This window comes from Blautia sp. An81, assembly GCF_002161285.1.
Lineage (GTDB): Bacteria > Bacillota > Clostridia > Lachnospirales > Lachnospiraceae > Blautia > Blautia ornithocaccae.
The window spans coordinates 1-6,067 of record NZ_NFHH01000054.1 but is presented as its reverse complement, the minus strand read 5'-3'; the positions used below and the strand labels follow the sequence as shown (position 1 = coordinate 6,067).

Annotated in this window: 5 protein-coding genes; all 5 read left to right on the top strand. The window is 47.2% G+C overall.

Annotation, left to right across the window (positions count from 1 at the left end; all coding sequences use genetic code 11):
* The first annotated feature begins 38 nt into the window (after nt 1-38).
* Genes B5G33_RS20630 through B5G33_RS20610 form a run of 5 tightly spaced genes read left to right on the top strand, consistent with a single transcriptional unit; the run spans nt 39 to nt 5,934 of the window.
* A complete protein-coding gene (locus tag B5G33_RS20630) occupies nt 39-1,217 on the top strand; it encodes a hypothetical protein (protein ID WP_330396759.1) in 1,179 nt (392 codons plus the stop codon).
* A gap of 60 nt (nt 1,218-1,277) precedes the next feature.
* Nucleotides 1,278-1,802, top strand: a complete 525-nt coding sequence (locus B5G33_RS20625) for a sugar-phospahte nucleotidyltransferase (protein WP_087418954.1) — start codon at nt 1,278-1,280, stop codon at nt 1,800-1,802.
* Between the two features lie 12 nt (nt 1,803-1,814).
* Nucleotides 1,815-4,850 carry a DUF3849 domain-containing protein gene (locus B5G33_RS20620; RefSeq protein ID WP_087418953.1) on the top strand — a complete coding sequence of 1,012 codons (3,036 nt, stop codon included), beginning with the start codon at nt 1,815-1,817 and terminating at the stop codon, nt 4,848-4,850.
* Nucleotides 4,847-5,080 (top strand): transposon-transfer assisting family protein, encoded by a 234-nt coding sequence (locus B5G33_RS20615; protein WP_087418952.1) that lies wholly within the window; start codon nt 4,847-4,849, stop codon nt 5,078-5,080. Before B5G33_RS20620 ends, B5G33_RS20615 begins: the two co-directional genes overlap by 4 nt.
* Nucleotides 5,080-5,934, top strand: coding sequence for a YodL domain-containing protein (locus tag B5G33_RS20610; protein ID WP_087418951.1), 855 nt, complete (start codon nt 5,080-5,082; stop codon nt 5,932-5,934). The genes B5G33_RS20615 and B5G33_RS20610 overlap by 1 nt, the downstream gene beginning before the upstream one ends.
* The last annotated feature ends 133 nt before the right edge of the window (nt 5,935-6,067 follow it).

Genomic DNA, 6,067 nt, shown 5'->3' with positions numbered 1-6,067 from the left:
GTTGACTAGCCGGCATCTATATTGGTAGATGCTTTGAATTGCTTGAGCCGTGTGAGGGGAAACTCTCACGCACGGTTCTTAGAGGGGAAGGCGGTAGTAATACCGCTGACCTACTCGACAAGCCGGTAGACCTGGAACAACAGGAGGGGCGTATTCTCCGGCAGGGAAACCAGAATAAAAAGGTAAAGATCTTCCGGTATGTGACGGAAAACACCTTCGATGCCTATATGTGGCAGATTTTGGAAAACAAGCAGAAATTCATAAGCCAAATCATGACTTCAAAAAGCCCTGTCCGTGCCTGTGAGGATGTGGATGATGCGGCGCTTTCCTATGCGGAGATCAAGGCTCTTGCCACGGGAAATCCGTATATCAAGGAAAAGATGGATCTGGACATCCAGGTGAGCAAGCTGAAACTGATGAAAGCCAACCATACCAGCCAGAAGTACCGTTTGGAGGAGGATATCGCTAAAAATTATCCCATGCAGATTACAGCGGCGAAAGAACGTCTGGAGGGGCTGCAATCCGATTTCCAGGCAGTGAGGCCGCTCTTGGAAAAGGGGAAAGAAAAGGACGAGTTTTCCATGACGATTGGCGGCAAGGAATACACGGACAGAAAAGAGGCGGGGACAGCGCTGATCGCTGCCTGCGCCGGGCTAAAGGCGGTGAAAACCTCCGGGCAGGTCGGGGAATTTTACGGATTCCAGATGAGTGCGGAGTTTGACAGCTTTAACCAGAAATATATGGTGACGTTGAAACGCCAGTGCAGCTATAAGATTGAGGTCGGGAAGGATGCCCTGGGGAATCTGCAGAGGATCAGCAATACGCTGTCCGGTATTGAAAAGAGAGTGGCAGAGACACAACAGAAACTGGAAACATTACAGCAGCAGTTAGAGACAGCGAAAGAGGAAGTGGCAAAACCCTTTGACAAGGAAGAAGAACTGGCGGAAAAGTCTGAACGTCTGGCAGAGCTGAACGTTCTATTGAATATGGACGAAAAAGCCCCCTCGGAAGCGCTTGGAGCGGAGGATGTGACAGAGGCGGCAGACCAGCCGAGAAGCAAGGTAAATTATGCCGGGAGGGTAGCGGAGAAAGCCGTTGTTGCAGACAGCCCCCACAGGCCGTCTGTACTGGAAAAACTGGAAAATGCGAAAACCCGGATTGCAGAACAGAGGGGCAGCCATCCTTCGGCTGTGAGGAAACAAGCAGTGGAACTTTGATTTGTATAGAAATCCCGTCAGAAATCTGGCGGGATTTTATGCTAGAAGAAAGGAAAGTAAATGTCACAGATACAATACAACTTTAATAAAAATGACGAGTACCGTACTCCGGCTTATGCGGTATATCCAATCCTGAAACGACTGAAAAAGAATGCATCTATATGGTGTCCCTTTGATAAGAGCGACAGCCAATATGTGAAAGTGTTTCAGGGGCATGGTTTCCATGTGGTTTATGGGCATATCCAGACGGGGCAGGATTTTTTTGATTTTCCAGTACCCTCTTGTGATTATATCGTCAGCAATCCTCCATACAGTCGGAAAGGGGAAGTATTTCAGCGATTATTTGAACTGCAGATTCCTTTTGCTATGCTGATCAACTTCCAGGGGATTTTTGATCAAAAGGACAGATTTGAAATGTTTCGACAGCAGCACATAGAGCTGCTGTGGCTAAGCCCCAGAGTGAATTATGATACAGACAATCAAAGAAAAAGCACAAGGGTTCCATTCCAGAGCTGTTATCTCTGTCAGGGGATTTGTAAACGGCAACTGGAATTTGATTACCTGGATACAAGTTTATTGGAATAGAGGGGGACAGATATGGCGGAAAAAGACAGAAACAAGAAAATGAAAGAGATTATGGAGCGTCTGGAACAGGGAGTAAAGGAAATCTTTACTTCGGAAATGTACATGGAATATTTGAAAACCATGTCGCAATTTCACAATTACAGTTTTAACAATACGCTCCTGATTCATCTTCAGAAGCCAGATGCAAGCCTTGTTGCCGGGTATCAGGCATGGCAGAAAAAGTTTAAACGGCAGGTCAGGCGTGGGGAAAAGGGGATACAGATCATTGCCCCGGCACCGATCCGGGAAAAGGAAGAAGTCGAGAAGATCGATCCGGCTACTATGGAGCCGGTCTTAAAACCGGATGGTACGCCGGAAACGGAAGAAGTGGTGTACACCATTCCCCGTTTCCGAATCACCACGGTATTTGATGTGTCACAGACGGAGGGAGAGCCGTTACCGGAATTGGAGACACCAGAACTGACAGGGAGTGTGGGAAATTATGAGATTTTCATGCGGGCCATTCAGGATGTTTCTCCGGTGCCGTTTCGGTTTGACGAGATCGAGAGCGGAGCAAAAGGATATTACAGCAGTACAGAGAAAGAGAATGTAATCCAGGAAGGTATGAGTGAGATGCAGACTGTGAAAACGAGCATCCATGAAACCGCTCACGCAAAACTCCATGACAGGGATCTTATGGAAGAACTGGGGGAGAAAAAGGATCAAATGACAAGGGAGGTTGAAGCGGAAAGCATAGCTTATACGGTCTGCCAGCACTTTGGTCTGGATACCTCTGATTATTCTTTCCCTTATATTGCCGGCTGGAGCAGTGATAAGAATATGAAAGAACTCCGGGATTCCATGGACACTATCCGGAAAACCGCCGGAGAAATGATCGATCAGATAGAAGAAAGGATACGGGAGATCCAGAGGGAAACGCAGCGTCATCAGGAAACAGCGCTTTTCCAAAGCGAACAGGATAGATACGGGATTTATCAGATAAGAGACGACAGTAAAGGAAATCAGTACCGCTTTATGGGAATGAGCTATCTGCAGGAAAAGAGGCTGTCTGTAGATGGGGAGGATTATCAGTTTATTTATGGGGATGTGTTGGAAAATAATGATACTCTTGAGACTCTCTATGAAAAGTTTAATGTGGCTCATCCGGATGACTATACGGGACATTCCCTGTCTGTAAGCGATGTAGTGGTGCTGAAAAAGGATGGGGAACTGACGGCTCACTATGTAGACAGCTTCGGCTATCAGGAGTTGCCGGGATTTGCGCAGCAGAGAATGGCCATTACTGAAATACATCTGGAGACAAAAGAATACCCGCCGCTTTATCTGTCGGATTTATCCTACGCTATGGAACATAAAAATGTGGATGCTTATCTGGACTCCCGGAAGCTGAACCTGGACTGTAAGAAGGCGATTGAAACGGCAATTAGCGAACATTTTGACGGGTATCATTTGGCAGAGGATGCTGCGTCAGATGTGGTAGAGGCATACGGATCAGAGAGAGTGTCATTTGTGCTTGCCTGTACTGTCCAGCATCTTAAAGCTGACGGGCGGCTTTCCAAAGAGACAAAGGAATGGGCGGATAGCTTTAAAATCCCGGAGAATATCAGCCGTGGCATGGATTTAAACGCCGATTATGTTGTAACTAGCCACCCGGCGGTGCTGGACGGTTTTATTGACCTTGCGAGGCAGACAATAGGAGCAAGGGAACAGCTTATAGAGAAAGAGACGGCACAGGTAACGGCAGAGACAAAAGGCTTTCGGGCAGAAGGATATTTCGGAACCTGGCATACGGCTGAATCAAAAGAGATTGCCGGTGAGAAATTTTACCGGATGGAACATGATGAATATGGCGATACTGTAGGCGGTATTATTTTAGATGCGGATGGGAAGCTGGTTGCGGAGGACTTGGAGCATGGATTTGGTGCCGGTGCTATGAAAGCGGTCACGGAGTATTTGTATGAGAAAGTACCGGAACCGTTTATTAAGCAGTTTTATGTGGTAAATGACACATATGGGGACAAAGCAGACCGGGAGTATCAGTATTTTGCCACACTAAAGGAAGCCCTGGAAACTTATCATGTTCATCCAAACCACTTAGACAAACAGCTCGGTATGGAAAGCCGGGAGCCTGTCACTTCTAGGATGCCCCTGATCTGCTGTAAAAACGGAATTGAGGAAGTAGAAGATATTGAAAAGGTATCTTTAAGTGGGAAGTGGATGAATCCGGAGGTGACAGATGCTGTGAACCGGGCCGTTTTTTATCTGGATAACCGGGATATGGAGGCGGTCTATTTCCTTCCGGGAATGGAGCAGTATTTTTTTATCCAGTCTACAGATGGCGGGTATGATTATACCTTTTACGATGCGGATTACCGGGAGATTGACGGGGGTATCTATGAAAATGAAGATGTTTCCGAGCAGGAAGCGATTGAAGATATCCTCTCCGGCGAAGCCGGCGGGAAGCCTGTCAATTACAAAGTAATGGAACTGGAAGGGTTTTTAGATGAAGTGGAAAAGAGGCAGGAGATTGCCACGACGCAAAAAGAGGCGTCTATCTGTTTTTATGCTGCCGAGTGCATGGAGTTCCCGGTGCTGGGGGAGTATTACGGCAATCTGACACTGGAGGAAGCCTTTCAGAAATACAAAGAAATCCCATCGGAACGGATAAACGGGATCAAAGGGATTGGTTTCCGGCTGGAAGATGGAAGTATGTATGACGGGGATTATGAGCTTATGCGGGCAGGAGTGATCTCAAAAGATGCGATTGAACTGGTTCCCCACTATAAAGAGAGTCCATTGGTGCAGAAAGCCATGGCGGATCTGGAAGAAATGCTGATAAAGGAGAACCAGAAAGAAAATGAAGTGCAGCCAAAGCATGAGGCTGGCCGGGAAGAACAGGACAAACAGGCACAGAATGTACAGAGGCAGGAAGCAGAAAAACCTACCGGAGTGCGCCAGTCCGTTCTTGCGGCGCTCAGGGAACGTCAGGCAAAACAGAAAGCGGAAAAGAAAACCCAGGGACACAGGAAAGGAGAACCGGAGATATGAGAGTAAGATTTGAAGAAGATGAACGTTTTGTCATAGCAATGTTTAAAAAGAACTGCCGGACGGAAACCATGCAGGAGATTCGTAGGATACTTCCCTTTGTGAAAGAAGATACGGAGATGCTCACACTTGTAAACAGTACGCTAAAAAAGATGGAGCAGCTAACAGATCAGGAATTTTCTGTAATGGATCTGGAAGAATACCGGCAGGAACTAGCGGAGGGAGAGGAATAGTGGAAGTCAATCAGTTTGCATGGTATCAGCTAAAGACAACGCCGGAAAACCGCCTGATCCGGTTCCGCTGTTATAAGGAGCTGCAGGAGAAGAAAATCCCGGTGCGCCATGAGAATTATGGGCAGGTATATCTGGGGCGGATGAAAAACGGCGATACGCCCGCAAGCATCCGGAAACGTCTGGAAGAACATCCGCCCCGTTCCATAGCCTGCCATTCCCTTAGTGTCAGTGATGTGCTTGTCTTAAACAGCAATGGTGAGATTACCGCTTACTATGTGGATAAAGAGGGATTTATCGTGATTGCGGGCTTTCTCCGCCTGGGTTCTTCCGGTGCGCTGATCTCTTATGATACGATAGACTTCCATATCGAGGGAAAAGAGGGAAGCTGGCTTGCATACGACAGCATCATCATAGATGGCCGGGAATTTTTCCTGATGGAGCATACCGCATACGGGGCGCAGGCGGCAAATGTAGTCCTTGACGGGGACGGAAATCTGGTAGTGGACAATGTTTTCCATGGTTTTGATGAAACCGTCAAACAGCAGATCCGTGAGTATCTGCATCCGCAAAAGACGGAGCCTGCAGAGGTTAAACAAGATAAGCCGGTTTTGGAAAACTGGCAGAAAGCCTATGAAAACGGGGAATATCTGCGGAGCGCAGAGATTACAGAAGAACAGAATTATGATATGATCGACGGGCGCATGAACAATTTGCCATTGAAACCACGGAAGATCGGGGAGCGTATCTCTGTCCTGGATCGTCTCCATCTGAAGCAGGCGGAGATTGCCAGAAAGAGCGGGAAGCCTGTGCCGCAGATGGCGGCGGAAGAAGAAATGGAGCGGAGAAGAAAATAAAAAAGAGGAAGATGGGTAGTGTAAAAAACTTTGTGGCTTTGGTAAAAAATGGCTCCTTTTTGGTAAGAATTACAGATATGACAATTCTTATCGAAAAGGAGTTTATTTATGGCAGTAGCAAAAGACCAAATCC

Coding starts and splice junctions, on each gene's coding strand:
- B5G33_RS20620 (WP_087418953.1), top strand. CDS start 1,815: ATGGCGGAAAAAGACAGAAACAAGAAAATGAAAGAGATTATGGAGCGT.
- B5G33_RS20625 (WP_087418954.1), top strand. CDS start 1,278: ATGTCACAGATACAATACAACTTTAATAAAAATGACGAGTACCGTACT.
- B5G33_RS20615 (WP_087418952.1), top strand. CDS start 4,847: ATGAGAGTAAGATTTGAAGAAGATGAACGTTTTGTCATAGCAATGTTT.